This is a genomic window from Gramella sp. Hel_I_59, assembly GCF_006714895.1.
GTDB lineage: Bacteria > Bacteroidota > Bacteroidia > Flavobacteriales > Flavobacteriaceae > Christiangramia.
Window position 1 is genome coordinate 2,334,175 of sequence record NZ_VFME01000001.1, and the last position, 18,184, is coordinate 2,352,358.

21 protein-coding genes are annotated in these 18,184 nt (G+C 33.2%); 17 read left to right on the top strand and 4 right to left on the bottom strand.

Going from position 1 to position 18,184, the window contains the following annotated elements:
- Window positions 1–83 precede the first annotated feature (83 nt).
- A complete protein-coding gene (locus JM79_RS10725) occupies window positions 84–746 on the top strand; it encodes a CPBP family intramembrane glutamic endopeptidase (protein WP_141878145.1) in 663 nt (220 codons plus the stop codon).
- 209 nt (window positions 747–955) lie between these two features.
- Window positions 956–1,624, top strand: coding sequence for a tetratricopeptide repeat protein (locus JM79_RS10730; protein WP_141878091.1), 669 nt, complete (start codon window positions 956–958; stop codon window positions 1,622–1,624).
- A 134-nt stretch (window positions 1,625–1,758) separates the two neighbouring features.
- Here JM79_RS10730 and JM79_RS10735 read toward each other — a convergent pair whose 3' ends face one another.
- A complete protein-coding gene (locus JM79_RS10735) occupies window positions 1,759–2,745 on the bottom strand; it encodes an IS110 family transposase (protein ID WP_141878058.1) in 987 nt (328 codons plus the stop codon).
- A gap of 268 nt (window positions 2,746–3,013) precedes the next feature.
- Between JM79_RS10735 and JM79_RS10740 the strand changes: the two genes are divergently transcribed.
- The 6 genes from JM79_RS10740 (at window position 3,014) to JM79_RS10765 (ending at window position 8,714) form a co-directional block, all read left to right on the top strand.
- Window positions 3,014–3,637 (top strand): hypothetical protein, encoded by a 624-nt coding sequence (locus JM79_RS10740; protein ID WP_141878090.1) that lies wholly within the window; start codon window positions 3,014–3,016, stop codon window positions 3,635–3,637.
- Window positions 3,638–3,853: 216 nt separating this feature from the next.
- The gene (locus JM79_RS10745; protein WP_141878092.1) at window positions 3,854–4,135 is read left to right on the top strand and encodes a type II toxin-antitoxin system RelE/ParE family toxin; all 282 of its coding nucleotides are present in this window, start codon (window positions 3,854–3,856) and stop codon (window positions 4,133–4,135) included.
- Between the two features lie 18 nt (window positions 4,136–4,153).
- On the top strand, window positions 4,154–4,453 hold the full coding sequence (locus JM79_RS10750; RefSeq protein WP_141878146.1) for a HigA family addiction module antitoxin: 300 nt from the start codon (window positions 4,154–4,156) through the stop codon (window positions 4,451–4,453).
- Window positions 4,454–4,620: 167 nt separating this feature from the next.
- A complete protein-coding gene (locus JM79_RS10755; RefSeq protein WP_221625450.1) occupies window positions 4,621–6,216 on the top strand; it encodes an RNA-directed DNA polymerase in 1,596 nt (531 codons plus the stop codon).
- Window positions 6,213–6,944, top strand: a complete 732-nt coding sequence (locus tag JM79_RS10760; protein WP_141878147.1) for a hypothetical protein — start codon at window positions 6,213–6,215, stop codon at window positions 6,942–6,944. Before JM79_RS10755 ends, JM79_RS10760 begins: the two co-directional genes overlap by 4 nt.
- A 657-nt stretch (window positions 6,945–7,601) precedes the next feature.
- Window positions 7,602–8,714, top strand: coding sequence for a serine hydrolase domain-containing protein (locus JM79_RS10765; protein ID WP_141878148.1), 1,113 nt, complete (start codon window positions 7,602–7,604; stop codon window positions 8,712–8,714).
- A gap of 168 nt (window positions 8,715–8,882) precedes the next feature.
- Here the strand turns inward: JM79_RS10765 and JM79_RS10770 are convergent, their stop codons facing one another.
- A complete protein-coding gene (locus JM79_RS10770; protein ID WP_141878058.1) occupies window positions 8,883–9,869 on the bottom strand; it encodes an IS110 family transposase in 987 nt (328 codons plus the stop codon).
- 239 nt (window positions 9,870–10,108) lie between these two features.
- Here JM79_RS10770 and JM79_RS10775 point away from each other — a divergent pair, with 239 nt between their 5' ends.
- From JM79_RS10775 to JM79_RS10810, 8 genes are all read left to right on the top strand, one after another.
- The gene (locus tag JM79_RS10775; RefSeq protein ID WP_141878149.1) at window positions 10,109–10,774 is read left to right on the top strand and encodes a tetratricopeptide repeat protein; all 666 of its coding nucleotides are present in this window, start codon (window positions 10,109–10,111) and stop codon (window positions 10,772–10,774) included.
- Window positions 10,775–10,953: 179 nt separating this feature from the next.
- Entirely contained in the window at window positions 10,954–11,175 is a 222-nt protein-coding gene (locus JM79_RS10780; RefSeq protein ID WP_141878150.1) for a hypothetical protein, read from the top strand.
- A complete protein-coding gene (locus JM79_RS10785; RefSeq protein WP_141878151.1) occupies window positions 11,175–11,477 on the top strand; it encodes a type II toxin-antitoxin system RelE/ParE family toxin in 303 nt (100 codons plus the stop codon). Before JM79_RS10780 ends, JM79_RS10785 begins: the two co-directional genes overlap by 1 nt.
- Before the next feature lie 198 nt (window positions 11,478–11,675).
- A complete protein-coding gene (locus JM79_RS10790) occupies window positions 11,676–11,927 on the top strand; it encodes a type II toxin-antitoxin system ParD family antitoxin (protein WP_141878152.1) in 252 nt (83 codons plus the stop codon).
- Entirely contained in the window at window positions 11,920–12,219 is a 300-nt protein-coding gene (locus JM79_RS10795; protein ID WP_141878153.1) for a type II toxin-antitoxin system RelE/ParE family toxin, read from the top strand. The genes JM79_RS10790 and JM79_RS10795 overlap by 8 nt, the downstream gene beginning before the upstream one ends.
- A gap of 204 nt (window positions 12,220–12,423) precedes the next feature.
- Window positions 12,424–12,942, top strand: a complete 519-nt coding sequence (locus tag JM79_RS10800; RefSeq protein WP_141878154.1) for a hypothetical protein — start codon at window positions 12,424–12,426, stop codon at window positions 12,940–12,942.
- Window positions 12,943–13,158: 216 nt separating this feature from the next.
- On the top strand, window positions 13,159–13,827 hold the full coding sequence (locus tag JM79_RS10805) for a hypothetical protein (RefSeq protein ID WP_260443421.1): 669 nt from the start codon (window positions 13,159–13,161) through the stop codon (window positions 13,825–13,827).
- 166 nt (window positions 13,828–13,993) lie between these two features.
- On the top strand, window positions 13,994–14,737 hold the full coding sequence (locus JM79_RS10810) for a hypothetical protein (protein ID WP_141878155.1): 744 nt from the start codon (window positions 13,994–13,996) through the stop codon (window positions 14,735–14,737).
- Window positions 14,738–14,953: 216 nt separating this feature from the next.
- Here JM79_RS10810 and JM79_RS10815 read toward each other — a convergent pair whose 3' ends face one another.
- Together JM79_RS10815 and JM79_RS10820 are read right to left on the bottom strand one after the other, a co-directional pair.
- A complete protein-coding gene (locus tag JM79_RS10815; RefSeq protein WP_141878156.1) occupies window positions 14,954–15,427 on the bottom strand; it encodes a hypothetical protein in 474 nt (157 codons plus the stop codon).
- Window positions 15,428–15,741: 314 nt separating this feature from the next.
- Window positions 15,742–16,728, bottom strand: coding sequence for an IS110 family transposase (locus JM79_RS10820; RefSeq protein ID WP_141878138.1), 987 nt, complete (start codon window positions 16,726–16,728; stop codon window positions 15,742–15,744).
- 291 nt (window positions 16,729–17,019) lie between these two features.
- Between JM79_RS10820 and JM79_RS10825 the strand changes: the two genes are divergently transcribed.
- The gene (locus JM79_RS10825; RefSeq protein ID WP_141878157.1) at window positions 17,020–18,102 is read left to right on the top strand and encodes a serine hydrolase domain-containing protein; all 1,083 of its coding nucleotides are present in this window, start codon (window positions 17,020–17,022) and stop codon (window positions 18,100–18,102) included.
- Window positions 18,103–18,184 lie beyond the last annotated feature (82 nt).

Here is an 18,184-nt window from a genome sequence, read left to right on the forward strand (position 1 = left end):
CCATTCAGTAAAACCATAAGTATTTAAAGGGATTTTAAAAGATTTTGTTCATTATTTCGCCTAGAATTTAAAATCAAAAAATAATGAACAAAATTACCTTAAGACAAACATTAATTCCATTAATTACCATTGGAATCATCTGCTTTTTATGGTTTGGACCAATACGTTTAAGTTATATTGAAAACATCGTTGTTGCTATATTAATCATTATAGCGAATTATATAGAATACAAAGGAAAACCATTTTCAGCACTTGGATTTCAACGTAAAAAATTCACACTAAAGAACATCTTAGTACTTGCTCCATTAGTCTCACTAGGACTCTTTATTTTTTATGTGCTTGTATTGGTTCCAGGAATTACAAAACTCACAGGCGCACCTATAGATTATTCAAGTTTTGATCAATTGGAAGGAGATCTTTCAGCCTGTTTAATTGCATTGTTATTAGTTTGGGCTACTGCGGGATTTGGAGAAGAAATCATCTTTCGCGGTTATTTTATGCGACAATTCGTGAAATTCTTTGGTGAAAGCAATGTGAGTATTGTTTTTAATATTGTCCTACTTGCCTGTTTTTTTGGCTTCATGCATAGTTACCAAGGAATTACGGGGCAACTTGTTACAGGAATTGTCGGAGCGATTTTAGCACTGTTATTCTACCTGCGCAAATACGATTTGTGGTTTGTTGTTGCTGTACACGGTTTTTTTGACACTATAGCATTAATTTGTATTTACTTTGGATTGACGTAACTAATTTGACTTGAAAATAATTGAGATAATTACAGTTGATATGTTTCGTACTTTAGGCAACAACGGCTCATCGCAAATAACGGGTAGATTGCTGAAAATTGTTATTTTAGAAACCAATTATTAAAACCACTAATCCGACAAATCCGCGTCCTTATTCCCGCAACTTGCGATAGCCGGGACCGTTGTGCACAATTTAAAAAGCAAGATTTTTGATTAAATACAAGCTGCTAATAATTATATTTCCACTCTTTTTAGGTTGTGAATTTTCAAATAATACAAATAGTTTTTCCGGAGAAAATTATCAAAAATCAGGAAATGATATTATTTCTTTCAAAAAAGATAATGAGTTTGGTTTTAAGGAAGGCAGTAAAGTCCAAAAATTAAATAGTAAAGGAGTTGATTTAGGTATAAAGAAAAAATACCAAGAAGCAGAAAAAGTTCTGAAGAAAGCTCTTCTTGAAGAACCGAAAAATCCAATAATTCTAAACAACATTGGATTAACATATTATAATCGAGGTATATATAATACTGCAATAAAATATTTTAATCAATCTTTAATGTTTTCTGACTCTACAAGCATAATGGCCGCAACAAATCTAGGTTTAACTTACTATGATCAAATGGATTATGCAAGAGCATTGGAAATAATGAATTTTAGCCTTTCAAAGCAGAATGGCGATAATGTAGAAAAACTTACTGTAAGACTGAATAGAATAATGGTGAATATTGAATTAGAAGATTGTGATGAAATATTCGCAGATAGAAAAGCTATAGAATATCTACGTCATAACAACGAATTAGGAGATTATGCCGCTTACCTTGAAGAAGTAGATGAACAATTATTTAAACTGTGCACAACAACGGTTCATCGCCAATAAGCGGCACCGTTAGTAAGAAAATAATTAACTTGACCAACGAACCAATACTAAGCCGACAAATCCGCGTCCCTTACTCCGCCAACTGGCGATAACCGTATTCCAAGGTTAAATCCAAGCCTTTTGTGCTAATTTTTTCAGGCTGCAAATCTTTGTAATTCCACATAAGGCGTTCCTCTCTTCACCACTGCAAACACTCTGGATAACAGTTTATTGCGGACATTGTTTAGCGCAATCATCTTTAACTTACCTTCCTCCCGCTTTTTCTTATAATATTGCCGTAATTCACTGTCATATTGAATGGCTGTACAGGCCGCCATGCTAAGCAGGCTCTTCATTTGCCGATCTCCCATCGGGTGGCATTTTCGCTTTTTGTGAATACTGCTTCCCGAACTATGACCAAAGGGAGCCGTCCCACAATAACTGGAGAATTGGCGCCAGCTATTAAAGCGTTCAAAATTATTGGTGTGATAAAGCAACTGGGCGCCTACAACTAAACCAACACCTTTTAAAGAAGTGATCAACTTATAATTTTGCGATAATGCCTCAGAAGTCTTTATCAGTGATTTTAGTTGCTTCTCTATTTTATTTATTTGAGAAGTCAGGTGAGTAATAGAGCTTACAAGCGTTTTACAACAGGTATCTGTAGAACTGCTGCTGAGCAACTTTTTCAGCTCTGAAAGGGTATTCTTCAATCCCGTACGACTACGAACCAGCTGATCACGCAAAGCCAGCAACCTGCCTACTTCTAATAGTTCATTATCTTTCAGCTCACTCGGTGAAAGTTCCTCACGGTGAAGCCAGCCATACCTGGCGATCATCATGGCATCTACCACGTCATTCTTCTCTCTGATCACTCCGGAAGAACGTTTGATTACTACAGGATTTTCCTGTACATATACCTGCTTCTTTGAAGATAAATACAACGCTAACTTCAAGGAATAATGACCGGTATTCTCAAAACAGAAAAACACTTTTTGTTCCTTACCGTTAGCCCATTGCAACAAGGCTTTATAACCCTTCACATCATTACTGAACTCCCGATGGGAACTACGATTGTAAGCATAGGCATCTAACTTGTTTTTTGAAACATCAATTCCGATTACTTCTTGGTAATTTTTCATATTTTTAAAAAATTATTATTTGAAGGGCGCATTAACTAACTCCTTTAACGGGTCCATAATAAGACCTGGTATTCCAAATGGTTCTTGCTGCCCGTATGAAGAATGGAGGACTCTTACGGCTATTGGATCTGTAATCTCGAGACCGTTTTAGTTCTCCTCCTTCTTCATCTCAAAGGTATATTTATTAATAAGCGAAGTAAAGGAGACCGTTGGCTAGCATATTAATACTATGAGTCGAATTATAATTTTTCTTCTGTCTTTCCTATATATGAGCTGTTCATCTCTAGAAAAGAAAAGTAAGACTAATGAAAATACTAATAGAAAAGAGGTACATCCGTATAAAGTCCTCATTAATGATTTTGAGAAAAATAAGCTTCATAAAATTTATCCAAATTTAGAAACGAGTAAGGCTTATCATCGTCTTCTTAAAGATATTCTAGATAGAAAGATTGAGATATCAGATTTGAAAACAAAAATGGGAAAGACTCTATTTCAGAATACTTTGAAAAAAGAATTGCAATGCTCAACAGATTCTGTTTGGATCGATGAAAATCTTTCCATTGTACACTTGAAAGAAAAATGTTGGGATTACTCAACGCAGAATTACAAATACAAAAATAGTGATTTCGGGTATTTTAAACCTGGAATGGATAAAGACTCAATTGTAAAATCATTTAAAAATAAAATTTCTTTCAATTATTATAGTAATTACATTAATGAATTAAAATCTCATGATCCGAAAAGTGATTTTTTAAACGATTATATTTATCTGAAAGAAGCTGCTGGCGATATAGCCTTTTACATTATAGCGGAGAATATGATAAAAGCAAATGTGAGCTTCAATCAACAAATAATTAAGCGAATATTTATAACAGAAATTGTGTACAATTAAGACGCTAGCCAACATCGGTTAATCGCCAATAAGCGGCAGCGTTAGTAAGAAAATAATCATCTTGATCAACAAACTAAGACTAAGCCGACAAATCCGCGTCCCTTACTCCGCCAACTGGCGATAACCGTAACCGTTAGGCAGCATAATTTTTATCGTGCTTGAAACTTCTAATTTTTTACTTATCTTTGACGTTAGTAACGTAAAACAAAATTATTTGTGATTAAATCTTTTGCAGACAAAGAAGCTGACAAAATTTGGAATGGAACCCAATCAAGAAAGCTTCCTGCTAATATTCAAAACGTAGCTAGAAGAAAACTAAGAATGGTAAATAATGCTCAAAATATAAATGACTTAAGAATTCCTCCAGCTAATCATTTGGAAAAGCTGAGTGGAAATTTAGAAGGTTTTCATAGCATTAGAATTAATAAACAATGGAGAATAATGTTCAAATGGAAAAATGACAATGCTTTTGAGGTGCAAATTGTTGACTACCATTAAACTTAAAAAAATAGAAAAATGAAAAAACTTGAAAACATACATCCTGGAGAAATCTTAAAAGAAGAGTTTTTAGATCCGATGGAAATTACAGCATACCGACTTTCCAAAGAAACATTTATCCCGCAGACAAGAATAAGTGAAATCATTAAAAAGAAAAGAAGAATAACTGCTGATACAGCTCTTCGTCTTTCAAAATATTTTGGAACTACTGCAAAATTTTGGTTGGGATTGCAAGATGATTATGATTTGGAAGAGGAAAGATTTTTAAAAGAGAAAGAGTTTAATAACATAAAGCCGTTAGAAAATAACGCAGCCTAACAGCGGTTCATCGCAAATAACGGGTATTGCCGAAAAAGTGTAATTTTAATGATCAAGAAAGAAAATGTTTAAGCCGACAAGTCCGCGTCCCTACTCCCGCAACTTGCGATAACCGCAAACCGTTGCCCACAATTTATAACGAGCTGATTAACTACTAAATATTTATAATGAGGAAACATTTTAAAAAAGCTTTATCAAATATTATAAAACATGGAGATACTGATATTTTTCCTTTTCCATTTGAAAGATATTTATTTGAAGACAAAAAAAAGGAATCATTAGACATATTAGAAAGTATCCATAAAGATTTAGAAAAGTCTATAAGTGAAAATCCACCATTAACTTTAGTAAAATTAAGCCCAGTTGGATATTATGGATTTAGACAGGCCACGATGATTGAACCATTCTGGAATGCTTACTTTCTAGGCCTTGTAATTTCCTTAGCCCAGAAAATTGAAAAAACTAGAATAAATGAAAATGAAAATAAAATTTTTTCTTACCGCTATGATTGGGATGATGACAAAGCTTCCTTATTTAAAGACACCACCTGGATAAGTTATAAAATGCAATGTATCGAATACTCAAAATCCTATAATTATGTATTACAAACTGATATATCAAATTTTTATCCACGGATAAACCATCATAAGCTTGAAAATGAATTAAAGCGAGTTGATCCAGATACAGATATTCCAAAAAGAATTATAAAGCTTTTGAGCATATTCACTGGGACTATTTCATACGGACTACCTGTTGGCGGTCCAGCATCTAGAATTTTGGCTGAGCTTGCTCTTAACCATACTGATTTTCATTTAAAATCTAGAGGTATTAATTTTTGTCGTTATGCAGATGATTATACAATTTTTTGTAATTCTGAATCAGAAGCATATAAAATTCTTGTTTTACTTTCGGAGAAATTATCCAATGATCAGTTGAGCCTGCAAAAGGGAAAAACAAAAATAATGTCAAGCTCAGAATATCAAGAAATTCATCAATTTCTTGATCCAAAACCTGCTGATGACGAAATTTCAGAAGAAGAACAAAAATTATTGAGTATTTCTATTCGTTTTGATCCTTACTCTGCAACAGCAGTTGAAGATTATGAATCACTAAAAGTTGCTGTCAGACAAATCGATATTATTGGAATCTTATCACGAGAAGTTAATAAAACTAAAATTGACCAAACAGTTACCAAACAAGCAATCAATTCAGTAAAAGCTCTAACATCTGAAAATCAAGTTCAAGCGGTTAAAATTTTATTAGATAAAGATAACCTCACAACGCTTTCCCCAGTATTTACAACAATAATGAGATCTGTAAGAAGTATTTATGATGAGCTTTCAGAGGAAGGTAAAGATATTGTAGATAATTCTTTAATAGAACTATTTGCCACAGAGAATTATTTGACTAAAATTGAACTAAATATTAATTATATAGTCCAAATACTTTCTATTCGCCATTCCCATCAAAAAGAAGAATTATTCGTGAAACTTTACGAGTCGGAAACAAATCATTTCTTAAAAAGACAGATTATTATTGCTATGACTAATTGGGAAAATCACTATTGGTTAGTAGATATCAAAAACCAATTTACGACTTTGACAATTTGGGAGCGTAGAGCATTTATTTATGGTTCCTATTGTTTAGGAGATGAAGGATCCCATTGGAGAAAAAATAATAGAGGTTTATTCAGCAAAGAAGAATTGTTGATTAGGGATTGGTGTTCAGATAGAAAAAATTCTAAAAGACCTATTTTAGTATGATAAGTGAAAGAGATATATCTGAGAAATTTAGTGCAATTTGGAAACAAAATTTTCCTTTAATGACTCCTAGTTTTATGAGAGTTTTTAACGAAGCTCAAGTAAAGAAGATAAATTCAGAGTCAATTCCTGTAAAAGCAAATGTCAGATATGATATTGTTGCCGAAACATCATTTAATTTGACTCAAATTGTATATCAAAAAAACAAAAAAATAGATACAATAATTGCCGACCAGGAACAACTAGATGAAATAGTTAGAGAAACAGCTCTTACGATATGGTCATCAGGGAATTATACTGATAAAGATCTCAAGCTAAATGAAGCAGAGATGAATGAGATTGAAAAAATCTCAAACAATACGTTAGAGTTTATAAGCATAGTTAAGAAATCTGACGTCCTTTTCCAGCCAAAACTAACTGGTTATAGTTTTATACCTGACTTAACCGCTGATTTATCTATAGATGATACACTTTACGAGATTAAAACTGTAAATCGAAATTTTCAATCTAGTGATATAAAACAACTTTTCATTTACTTGGCTTTAAAACAAGTAAGTGATTCCCAAAATTGGAAGTATGCAGGCTTATATAATCCTAGAAAAGGTACTTATTGCAAATTCAATATTAAGAGTTTAATTTATAACATTACTGGTGGGCGATCATCAAATGAAACATTTGAAGATTTATTAGATGGCTTAATTAGGGATTTCGAAATAGATAGTAAATTTTAAATAAACTGTGGGCAACATCGGTTCATCGCAAATAACGGGTTTAATCGAAAAAGTGAAATTTTGGAGACCAAGAAAGAAAGTGGTTAATCCGACAAATCCGCGTCACTACTCCCGCAACTTGCGATAACCGTAACCGTTATACACAAGTGCTCCGCAACGATTTTAGCTACTAAAAACAATAAGAATCCAATCTGAAAAATTCGGTTTTTGAAAGCTTCAATTGATAATTCTCAACTAAGAATCTTTTGTAAATTGTAAACTTAGAAAATCCTGGTTCTATCGAAAATTCTAAAAGATCGTTCAGGAAAAATTTAATAAGTAAAGAAGCTTTTGGTAGCTGCTCAAAAACAAATTAGCTACTAAGAACTTCATCAAAAAGAAGCTTAGTACCAAGAAACGGACGCTTACTCGGTCGCAATAATTATTACAAAACGAGCAAGATTTTTCATAAAAGTCAGAGTATTCCTGACAGTGGCATATCTGAAGTTCTCACTCGGCTCTGTCGCACCAGTGTATAACAACGAATATTCGCAATTGTGGCCATTTGAAATAAAATAGTATTTTTAGAATCCAACTAACAAAAACCTAAGCCGACAAATCCGAATACGTACAACCACAACTGACGATTATTCGAAATCGTTAGCCACAATTTTAATAATGAAAGCCCTAGTAATTATAATCTCCCTTTTACCGCTATTTACATTTTGTCAAGTTGATCAAACTAATGCATTAATTGATTCAAAAATTGACTTAGCATTTGAACACCCAGTCCAAAACATCTTAATACAACTAGATCATTTGAACCAAAGAAGAAGTTTTAGCGCAGGAGTAAGAATAAAAGAAGAAGAATTAATTCCAGTTACAGGTAATGAGCAATTTAGAATTGCAAGTAGTACAAAACTTTTTGTATCGACAATAGTTCTCCAACTTATGGAGGAGGGAAAATTGGAGTTAGACGAAAAAGCATCAAAATATCTGAAAAGTATTTCATTTCTTGATTTTGAAAACTTGCATACGATAAATGATAGAAAATTTGCAGATGAAATAACCATAAAAAATTTACTTTCTCACCGAACAGGCCTAGCAGATATCTATACTGATAAAGAAGAAGAGTTTTTCGATAATTTTCTTAAGAATCCAGACAAAAGATACTCTTCAGAATTAATCATTGATTTGTACTATAATTTGGACTTAAATAAGATGTCTCATAACGAACCCAATAAAGGGTGGTATTATTCAGATATGAATTATGTCCTATTGGGTTTAATAATTGAGCAAATTGAAAAAAAATCGCTAGCGCAGATTGTACGCAATAGAATATTAGAACCTCTCCAAATGAGAGAAACGTACTTCGAGTTCTATGAGGAACCTTTACAGAATCCTAATTTAATTGATCAGTATGTAGGAAATTTGAACTTTTCAAAAATGAATACTTCTTTCGATTGGTCAGGTGGAGGTTTAGTTTCCACCAATAATGATATGATAATATTCATAAAATCACTCTTTAATTCGAAACTAGTAAATCGACAGTCTTTAGAAAAAATGATAGACGTAAAATTTAGTAAAAGCAATGAGGATCGATATGGTTTAGGAATCTATGAAACAAATTACAATGGGAATATCTATTTTGGACATTATGGATTTTACGGCACGTATGTCGGATATTGTCCTGAGACTAAAACAGCTCTCTCTTATTCTATTAATCAAGCGATGACTAAATTTAGTAATCACGATTTGATTAGTGAAATTCTTGAACTAAATGAAGAGTAAAAAACTGTGGCTAACAACGGTTAATCGCCAATAAGCGGCAGCGTTAGTAAGAAAATAATTAACTTGACCAACAAACCAATACTAAGCCGACAAAGCCGCGTCACCTACTCCGCCAACTGGCGATAACCGTATTCCAAGGTTAAATCCAAGCCTTTTGTGCTAATTTTTTCAGGCTGCAAATCTTTGTAATTCCACATAAGGCGTTCCTCTCTTCACCACTGCAAACACTCTGGATAACAGTTTATTGCGGACATTGTTTAGCGCAATCATCTTTAACTTACCTTCCTCCCGCTTTTTCTTATAATATTGCCGTAATTCACTGTCATATTGAATGGCTGTACAGGCCGCCATGCTAAGCAGGCTCTTCATTTGCCGATCTCCCATCGGGTGGCATTTTCGCTTTTTGTGAATACTGCTTCCCGAACTATGACCAAAGGGAGCCGTCCCACAATAACTGGAGAATTGGCGCCAGCTATTAAAGCGTTCAAAATTATTGGTGTGATAAAGCAACTGGGCGCCTACAACTAAACCAACACCTTTTAAAGAAGTGATCAACTTATAATTTTGCGATAATGCCTCAGAAGTCTTTATCAGTGATTTTAGTTGCTTCTCTATTTTATTTATTTGAGAAGTCAGGTGAGTAATAGAGCTTACAAGCGTTTTACAACAGGTATCTGTAGAACTGCTGCTGAGCAACTTTTTCAGCTCTGAAAGGGTATTCTTCAATCCCGTACGACTACGAACCAGCTGATCACGCAAAGCCAGCAACCTGCCTACTTCTAATAGTTCATTATCTTTCAGCTCACTCGGTGAAAGTTCCTCACGGTGAAGCCAGCCATACCTGGCGATCATCATGGCATCTACCACGTCATTCTTCTCTCTGATCACTCCGGAAGAACGTTTGATTACTACAGGATTTTCCTGTACATATACCTGCTTCTTTGAAGATAAATACAACGCTAACTTCAAGGAATAATGACCGGTATTCTCAAAACAGAAAAACACTTTTTGTTCCTTACCGTTAGCCCATTGCAACAAGGCTTTATAACCCTTCACATCATTACTGAACTCCCGATGGGAACTACGATTGTAAGCATAGGCATCTAACTTGTTTTTTGAAACATCAATTCCGATTACTTCTTGGTAATTTTTCATATTTTTAAAAAATTATTATTTGAAGGGCGCATTAACTAACTCCTTTAACGGGTCCATAATAAGACCTGGTATTCCAAATGGTTCTTGCTGCCCGTATGAAGAATGGAGGACTCTTACGGCTATTGGATCTGTAATCTCGAGACCGTTTTAGTTCTCCTCCTTCTTCATCTCAAAGGTATATTTATTAATAAGCGAAGTAAAGGAGACCGTTGTGCACAATTTAAAAAGCAAGATTTTTGATGAAATACAAGCTGCTAATAATTATATTTCCACTCTTTTTAGGTTGTGAATTTTCAAATAATAAAAATAGTTTTTCCGGAGAAAATTATCAAAAATCAGGAAATGATATTATTTCTTTCAAAAAAGATAATGAGTTTGGTTTTAAGGAAGGCAGTAAAGTCCAAAAATTAAATAGTAAAGGAGTTGATTTAGGTATAAAGAAAAAATACCAAGAAGCAGAAAAAGTTCTGAAGAAAGCTCTTCTTGAAGAACCGAAAAATCCAATAATTCTAAACAACATTGGATTAACATATTATAATCGAGGTATATATAATACTGCAATAAAATATTTTAATCAATCTTTAATGTTTTCTGACTCTACAAGCATAATGGCCGCAACAAATCTAGGTTTAACTTACTATGATCAAATGGATTATGCAAGAGCATTGGAAATAATGAATTTTAGCCTTTCAAAGCAGAATGGCGATAATGTAGAAAAACTTACTGTAAGACTAAATAGAATAATGGTGAATATTGAATTAGAAGATTGTGATGAAATATTCGCAGATAGAAAAGCTATAGAATATCTACGTCATAACAACGAATTAGGAGATTATGCCGCTTACCTTGAAGAAGTAGATGAACAATTATTTAAACTGTGCACAACAACGGTTCATCGCCAATAAGCGGCAGCGTTAGTAAGAAAATAATTAACTTGACCAACGAACCAATACTAAGCCGACAAATCCGCGTCCCTTACTCCGCCAACTGGCGATAACCGGGACCGTTATGCTGCATTTAAAAACAGGCGAATAAGAACTTAAATAAAGCTAGAATTCTTATTTTTGTTTTAAATCATTATAAGATGAATATTCAAGCTGAAAAAATAGAATTGGCAAAATTGTTATTAAACACTGACAATCCAAAGATTATTCAATCTATAAAACAAATTTTTAAGAAAGAAAAAACTGCTGATTTTTGGGACGAACTAACTTCAGAACAAAAGAAGGAAATTAAAACTGCTAAAAAGCAGATTAAAGAAGGTAAATCTTCCGACTACGAATCATTTATGGCCAAACATAGATAATGAGTAGAAAAATTAAAATTTCTCAAATAGCTGAGAAAAAGCTAGTATTACTTTTTGAATATTTATTAGAAGAATGGTCTTACAAAGTGAAATCTGACTTCGTAAAAAAACTAGACAAGAATATTCAAATCATCAGAAATCAGCCAGAAAGTTTTCCAGAATCTGATAAACAAGATGGTTTAAGGAAATGTGTAATAACAAAACAAACAACTTTGTTTTACAAATTTGATGATACAGAAATTCATATTCTTACCTTTTTTGATACAAGACAGGATCCAAAAAAGTTAAAAAAAGATTTGTAAAAAACGCAGCATAACATCGGTTCATCGCAAATAACGGGTATTGCAGGAAAAGTGTAATTTTAGAAACCAGGAAAGAAAATGGTTAAGCCGACAAGTCCGCGTACCTACTCCCGCAACTTGCGATAACCGTAACCGTTAGGTGTAATTTTTCAATTTGTAAAAGTTACCAATTTTGGGTATATTTGAAAAAAGAGGAAAATGAATAAAAATACATCCATATCATTAGGTGATTACTTTGATCAATTCGTGAGAGGTAGAATAAATGAAGGCAGATACAAAAATGTTAGCGAAGTAATTCGTGCTGGATTGAGATTATTAGAAGAGGAAGAAAGTAAAGTTGCTGCTTTGAAAAACGCAATTCAAGAAGGAATTGATAGTGGAATTGATTACAATTTTGATCCAAAAACACATCTTGAATCTTTAAAATCAAATAAACGTCTGAATGGCTAAGTACTATTTAACCAAAAAGGCCGTCGCTGATTTGACTAATATTTGGGAATATACACTAGAAAAATGGTCAGAACAACAAGCTGACTATTACTACCAAAATCTGATTGAAAGTTTTGAGGAAATAACTGAAAAGCCATTCCTAGGGAAAAACTATGAAGGAATTACTTCTGGATTACTCGGATTAAGAGTAAAGAAACATATTATATTTTATCGCGAAATTTCTAAAGATGAGATCGAAATCACAAGAATATTACACGGTAGTATGGATTTAAAAAGAAGGATTCGAGAATAAAAAACTACACCTAACATCGGTTGATCGCCAATAAGCGGCAGCATTATAAGAATATAATTAACTTGACCAACAAAACAATGCTAAGCCGACAAATCCGCGTCCCCTACTCCGCCAACTGGCGATAACCGAGACCGTTACCTGCAATTATTGCATCGAGATACGCAACCATTTTTAAAATTGAGTATCTATAAAGAAACAACTACAATGAAAAAGTATCTATTTTCTCTCCTTTCAGTAATATCCATTTTATCTTGTTCTAAAAATGACGACAACACAGAACCAGAAACTCAACAAGTAGACAAAGTAATATTTGGAGGAATATATGGAATGTGCGCAGGAGACTGCAGGGATTTATACATGATCAATAAAAAAGTGTTATTGAAAGATGCGGATAGTGAATTAGACGAATATGGAGAATGGTCAAGTACAACATTCAATGAAGAATTAGATCTGGAAAATTTCAACAATAGCTCTGATTTATTGAAAGTGCCTTCCGAACTATTGGATGGAGATTTAACTCAAGAAGACTTAGTTCAATCGTGGGCCGATGTTGATTACTATATATACATAGAAAAAGACGGTAAATCAGAAGAAATAATTTTAGATCATATTCATAAAAATGCTAGTCCTGCTGTAAAAAAATATTTTAAGAATTTTCTTAAAAGCTATAAAGAATTAGGCGGATATATGATAGATACAACAAATGTTGAGAGATACTATTAATAAGTTCAATTAATCAATTTTCAACTTAGAACAACTGATTAATAGCAATAACGGCAGGTAACAACGGTTAATCGCCAATAAGCGGTAGCGTTATAGAGAAATTATTTACATTGTCCAACAAACCAATTCTAAGCCGACAAATCCGCGTCCCTTACTCCGCCAACTGGCGATAACCGAAACCGTTGTGAGCAATTTGTAAAAATGAGAATAACAAAAATGAAACAAAATATCAATTTTTTAATTTTACTAACTTTACTTTTCAATAACAGTCTTGGAAATGCTCAGACCGAATCTACAACTGGATTTATTCCAAACGGATATGTATTGTTTGAAGAGTATAGTGCAGATGTTAATGAAGATGGATTAGAGGATTGTATTTTAATTATAAAGAATTCAAAAGAGGAAAATATAATTGAAAATAGATTTGGAGATGTAGTTGACCGTAATAGAAGAGGAATAATTGTGCTATTAGGCACTGAAAATGGTTATGAATCAATTTTAAAGAATTTAGATTGCTTCTCCTCTGAAAATGAAGATGGCGGCGTTTATTATCCTCCAGAACTTTCAATTGATCTTCATAACAACATTTTAAAAATTCATTACGGACATGGCCGATATGGAAATTGGGAGTATATTTTTAGATACGATGAATCAGACTTTAAATTGATTGGATATGAATCAAGTGAAAATCGTGGACCGATTGTGAATTACAAAACAAGTATTAATTTTCTAACAAAGAAAAAACAAGTTTTAGAAAATGAAAATATGAATTCCCAAGATAAAGAGGAAGTTTTTAAAGAAACTTGGGAGAAAATTAAAATTGAAAACTTGATAAAGTTGTCTGAAATACAAGATTTCGATGAAATTGATATGCATAAATATTAGTGTAACAAACAGCTCACAACATCGGTTCATCGCAAATAACGGGATTAATCGAAAAAGTATAATTTTAGAAACCAGGAATGAAAATAGTTAATCCGACAAGTCCGCGTCCCTACTCCCGCAACTTGCGATAACCGTAACCGTTGCAAACAATTTTAAACCAAAATTCATGTCAAAAAACAATTCTCTTTTATTACTTCTATTCACATTTTTAATCCTTTCGTGCTCAGAATCTGATAATGAAATAAAAGAAGAAAGGAACCAAGAAGAAAAAGTATACTTAAAATCAATTAATCTGGGTAGTTCTGCATTTTACAATTTTTATTATAACAATGAAAACAGTGTTGATTACATAGAATTAGAGGGTACTCAAAATGATTTCACTAAAAAATTCTATTACGAAAATGGTAAAATAAAAAGTGCTGAATACTTTGACGAAAATGGAAATCCAACTGGAAGTAAAGAAGTTTATGTATACGAAAACAATCAGATAATAGAAAGACAAGATTATTTATCCAGTGGTGAAGTTGATGAAATATACCAATATAATTACAATGAAAATCTACTTGAAACAATAAATTATAAAGGTTTCAACCAAACTGAATTATCACCATTAGAAAAAATTGAATATGATTCAGAAGGAAGAATTATTTCTAGAGAAAATTTGCAATCTAATATCATTACCAATTACTCATACGATCATCAGAAAAGTCCATTCTTAAACTTTGAACCTAACATCGTTTTGATAGATGATTTCACAGGTTTTGTAAATAATCCTATTTCTATAGAAAAGATTAATGGAGAAAGTACCGAAATAATTAACCAAATAAATTTAAGCTATGAATACAACATTTTAAATTTTCCAATAAAGAGAACTGGAAATGATCAAAATTGGGAATATATTTATTATTAATGATTGATATCTAAAACTGTTTGCAACAACGGTTAATCGCCAATAAGCGGGACCGTTAGAAGGAAAATAATTATCTTGACCAACGAACAAATTCTAAGCCGACAAATCCACGTCCCTTACTCCGCCAACTGGCGATAACCGAGACCGTTGTAGCAAATTTTATAATTGAATCTGGAAATTAAAACTAAAGAAAAATAGAAATCTTCAAGGTTACAATTAATTAAATATTAAGCCTAAAACTCCACCCAAAATAGCTTCCTTGAAGTTAGAGGCTCCATGAGGATTAAATGAATCACGAACTGGGTAATTAACGTTTTCTCCTAATAATACTGAGGTACGAGGTAAAAGAATATTATTCTCCATTCCTGAATTATTCCCTAAAAACGCAGTAGTAAAAAAATTAGACTTAGATCTGAACATACTCGTTGAACCGCTGTAACTATAAGTATTATCAACGTCCAAATAAACATCGTATAAATTAGTTGTTGAATTATATAGTACGAGATCTTGTCCTTCTAAATTTATGTTCAAATTTTTAAGAACATAAGGTTGATCTATCAAAGATTGGCTAGAAGTATAAAAATGAGAGTTTAAAGCCTTGACGTTTTGCGTAGAATCATTTATTTGTCCATAAAAAGACACACTTAGAAATAAGCAAAATATAATTAATACGGATCTAATAAGTTTCATAAGACATTTACTTAGGTAATTAGATGGCTTTCATGTAATAATAGAAGAATATAGGCTGTTAAATTAAAAAATATAAGCCTTAAATAAAACAAAGTTCTTAGATAATTAAGCTTTAGTGATTAGTTAAAATCATAATTATACTATATGAAACTGGCAACAACAACGGTTAATCGCCAATAAGCGGCACCGTTAGAAAGAAAATAATTAACTTGACCAACAAAAACAAACTAAGCCGACAAATCCGAGTCCCTTACTCCGCCAACTGGCGATAACCGTATTCCAAGGTTAAATCCAAGCCTTTTGTGCTAATTTTTTCAGGCTGCAAATCTTTGTAATTCCACATAAGGCGTTCCTCTCTTCACCACTGCAAACACTCTGGATAACAGTTTATTGCGGACATTGTTTAGCGCAATCATCTTTAACTTACCTTCCTCCCGCTTTTTCTTATAATATTGCCGTAATTCACTGTCATATTGAATGGCTGTACAGGCCGCCATGCTAAGCAGGCTCTTCATTTGCCGATCTCCCATCGGGTGGCATTTTCGCTTTTTGTGAATACTGCTTCCCGAACTATGACCAAAGGGAGCCGTCCCACAATAACTGGAGAATTGGCGCCAGCTATTAAAGCGTTCAAAATTATTGGTGTGATAAAGCAACTGGGCGCCTACAACTAAACCAACACCTTTTAAAGAACTGATCAACTTATAATTTTGCGATAATGCCTCAGAAGTCTTTATCAGTGATTTTAGTTGCTTCTCTATTTTATTTATTTGAGAAGTCAGGTGAGTAATAGAGCTTACAAGCGTTTTACAACAGGTATCTGTAGAACTGCTGCTGAGCAACTTTTTCAGCTCTGAAAGGGTATTCTTCAATCCCGTACGACTACGAACCAGCTGATCACGCAAAGCCAGCAACCTGCCTACTTCTAATAGTTCATTATCTTTCAGCTCACTCGGTGAAAGTTCCTCACGGTGAAGCCAGCCATACCTGGCGATCATCATGGCATCTACCACGTCATTCTTCTCTCTGATCACTCCGGAAGAACGTTTGATTACTACAGGATTTTCCTGTACATATACCTGCTTCTTTGAAGATAAATACAACGCTAACTTCAAGGAATAATGACCGGTATTCTCAAAACAGAAAAACACTTTTTGTTCCTTACCGTTAGCCCATTGCAACAAGGCTTTATAACCCTTCACATCATTACTGAACTCCCGATGGGAACTACGATTGTAAGCATAGGCATCTAACTTGTTTTTTGAAACATCAATTCCGATTACTTCTTGGTAATTTTTCATATTTTTAAAAAATTATTATTTGAAGGGCGCATTAACTAACTCCTTTAACGGGTCCATAATAAGACCTGGTATTCCAAATGGTTCTTGCTGCCCGTATGAAGAATGGAGGACTCTTACGGCTATTGGATCTGTAATCTCGAGACCGTTTTAGTTCTCCTCCTTCTTCATCTCAAAGGTATATTTATTAATAAGCGAAGTAAAGGAGACCGTTGTGCGTCATTTTGAAAAAAATCGTGTTTTGTAACAAAATGCAAGTTAAATCGTCATTGAAGAGAACCGAAAAAATGAAAAATGAAAAATATTTTACTAAGCATCTTCCCATTATTAATTCTTTTCAGTTGCAACTTAATTACCAAAGAGCCAGAGACCATTGATGGAAAAATCATTAAAGCATTAAAAGAGAATAACGTTCCAAGTTTATCAATTGGTGTAATCAAAAAGGGAAAAATAGATTTATTGAAAGGCTTCGGTAATATTTCAAGAGCTGATAGTACTAAAGTAAATGAGTATTCGATATTTCAAATTGCATCTCAAAGCAAAATGTTTACAGGCATTATAGTTAGAAACTTATTAAAGGAAGGAAAGCTAAACCTAAATGAACCTATTACTACATACTTACCGGATGGAATACAGGGAAAAAATAAAACGCGTTTGAAAAAGATTAAATTAAAAAATCTTTTAAACCATACTGCTGGTTTATCAAGAGATGGCTTTTCTATCTACAGAGATAGAGTTGAAGGAGAGGCGTGGAGAAATGGTTATCCCAGAACGAAGTTAATAGATGACATTAACAACATTGAACTCGAAACTGAACCCGGAAAAACATTTCAATATTCAAATTCTGGATATGCAGTAGTCGGTCTTATTTGTGAGAACGTAAGCGGTCTTAAATTCGAGGAACTTTTAAAAAAATATGTAACCAAAAAATATGATCTAAAAAATACCGTAATAAATTTGGACACTCAACAACAAAAAATGTTTGTTACACCTTATAAAAAAACTGAGAGAGTTATAGAAACTCAAGCATCCCTGATGGGAATGGCTACACCTGCAAGCGCCATTTATTCTAATGCAAATGACCTAACCAAAATACTATATGAACAAATAAACGCATATCGAGAAAATGAAATACAAAACCCTCTCTTTTTGACAAATCAAACATCAAAAATGGATGAAGGCTTACACTATGGTTTTGGTCTTATCGAAGAAACAAAAGGCGATAATATTAAATATGGACACGGAGGCGATGCTGACGGATTTGCTTGTGAATATTTCTTTAACCCAAAAAAGAATATTGGTGTAGTATTACTAACCTCAAGTGGAGGAAGCTGGGTGGGAGAATTAGCCAATGAAATTATGGAGGATTTAAAGTAGATATCGAAACAAAACGTCGCACAACAACGGTTAATCGCCAATAGACGGTAGCGTTAGTAAGAAAATAATTAACTTGACCAAC